We start from the raw sequence: 2272 nt of genomic DNA on the forward strand, positions 1-2272 counted from the left end.
GAGGTCGCGGTGGCAGTGGGCGAGTTCGTCGGCGAGGTACGCCTCGTCGAAGTGGGCGATCCAGGGCGGGTCGTCCCCGGTGTCGGTGTCGGCGGCCTCCAGCGCGGACAGGGCGCGGGAGGAGGAGAGCTGGGCGGCGCGTACGTCGCCGAGCAGGGCGTGGCCGCGGGCCTCGGCGGCGTGGAACATCGACTCCGCGCGCGGGGTGACGCGCCCGCGCGCCCCTTCCTGCGCGGCGCGCGCCAACTGGGCGATCTCGCGCGGGTTTCCGAGCTGGGCGGCGAGGTGGCTCATGGACGCGGCCAGGACGTACCCGCCGTAGCCTCTGTCCCCCGCCGCCTGCGCGAGCCGCAGCGACTGGATGTAGTACCGCTGGGCGAGGCCCGGTTGGCCCGTGTCGACGGCCATGTACCCGGCCAGCTCGGTGAGTCGGGCGACCGCCGCGAACAAGTCCCGCCCCACCGCCTCCCGGTAGGAGCCGGCGAGCAGTCCGGAGACGACGCTGTTGAGGTAGTGGACGACGACGGGGCGCACGTGCCCGCTGCCGTACTGGTGGTCGAGGTCGACGAGGGCCTGCGTCATCGCGCGGACGGCGGCGACGTCGGACTGGCCCACGCGCGGACCGGCGGTACGGGCGACCTGCGCGTCCGGCGCGGAGATCAGCCAGTCGCGGCTGGGTTCGACGAGCGCCGAGGCGGCGACCGAGGAGCCCGAGAGGAAGTCGCGCCGGCCCACGTCGCTGCGCCACAGCTCGCAGACCTGCTCGATCGCGCCGAGGACCGTCGGGGAGAACTGGAGGCCGACGCCCGAGGCGAGGTTCTTGCCGTTGGCCATGCCGATCTCGTCGATCGTGACCGTACGGCCGAGTTTGCGGCCCAGCGCCTCGGCGATGATCGCCGGTGCGCGGCCCCGCGGTTGCTGTCCGCGCAGCCAGCGGGCGACGGACGTCTTGTCGTAGCGCAGGTCGAGGCCGTGCTCCGCCCCGCACATGTTGACCCGGCGGGCGAGCCCGGCGTTCGAGCACCCCGCCTCCTGGATGAGCGCCTGCAACCGTTCGTTCGGCTGCCGCGCGACAAGCGGCCTTGCGGCCATGGCGTAACCCCCTGTGGCTGCGGTGCCTGCCACGCACCGAGTTGACGTGTCTTCCACCGGTCGGCTCCGGGTTGGTCGTCCTCGGGTCCGGCTGTTCAGGATCCGGACCCGTAACCGAAAAAATCCGGCCGTGAAGATCAGTGCCCCGCTGACCTGACGAAAATGCGGGACTTGCGAGGATTGCCGGGGTGGCGGGCTGGACTTGAACAGAGCGCTGCCCTGGACGTGACTCCCCGTTCCCCCCGGTTTGTGACTACCCGTTCCGCGGCGCTTTCCTGCCCCGCGCCCCCGGACGTGCACCCATGCGCCCCGAAGGCCGAACCGGTGCTCTCCCCCGCGCACTTGAACATCCGTCAGAGCTGCCCTGGACCCCGCTTCCGCCCGAGCTTTCGGGCACGCGTAACCCCTCGTGACCGCTAGAGTTGTGCTCACCGTGGAAGAGACCATTGCCGGCGTCGCCGAAGCCACCCAAATCCCGAAGCAGCGCGGGGAAACGCTGCTGGAAACCGCCGTCCGCTATGCCGAGGAGCGCCATTGGGACGTGTTCTCCGGCACCTGGCTGGAAGCCGTCGACGGAGTGCAGCGCTGCTCCTGCGGTGACGCCAAGTGTGCCGCTCCCGGCGCACATCCCGTGCGCCCCGACTGGGCGTCCCAGGCGACGGGGAGTGCGACCGTCGCCCGCAGGATGTGGCAGAAGCAGCCCTCCGCGTCCATCCTGCTGCCGACCGGGCGCACCTTCGACGCGATCTCCGTGCCCGAGACCGCGGGGTTCCTCGCGCTCGCGCGGATGGAGCGGATGGAGCTGACGCTCGGGCCCGTGACCCTCTCGCCCGACGGACGCATGCAGTTCTTCGTCCTTCCCGGGGCCTCGGTCAAGGTTCCCGACCTGCTGCGGCGCATCGGCTGGTCGATCGGCGCGCTCGACCTCGACGTCCTCGGGGAGGGCTCCTACGTCGCCGCTCCGCCGACCCGTCTCGGCTCCCGCGCCGTCCAGTGGGCCTGCCGTCCCACCGCCGCGAACCGTTGGCTCCCCGACGCGGAGGAGCTGATCTCACCGCTTGCCTACGCGTGCGGGCGGGACCGGTAACCCCGGTCCTGTCACCAGGGTGTCCATGCGAACTGGTCGGGCCCGACGAGCCGGAGGTCCACGCCGAGGCGGGGACCTCCGGCTCGTCGGGCC

General features: G+C 72.0%; 2 protein-coding genes. One reads left to right on the forward strand and one right to left on the reverse strand.

The features are described from left to right. Window positions 1-1092, reverse strand: a 1092-nt coding sequence (locus AOK24_RS40555) for an NsdA family TPR-like regulatory protein (protein WP_055724913.1), incomplete at its 3' end; no start/stop codon positions are given. A 424-nt stretch (window positions 1093-1516) separates the two neighbouring features. On the opposite strand from AOK24_RS40555, the gene AOK24_RS40560 reads away from it, so the two are divergent. After that, a complete protein-coding gene (locus AOK24_RS40560; protein WP_107104164.1) occupies window positions 1517-2179 on the forward strand; it encodes a bifunctional DNA primase/polymerase in 663 nt (220 codons plus the stop codon). Window positions 2180-2272 lie beyond the last annotated feature (93 nt).

The sequence above is a fragment of the Streptomyces niveiscabiei genome (genome assembly GCF_001419795.1).
Taxonomy (GTDB): Bacteria; Actinomycetota; Actinomycetes; order Streptomycetales; family Streptomycetaceae; genus Streptomyces; species Streptomyces niveiscabiei.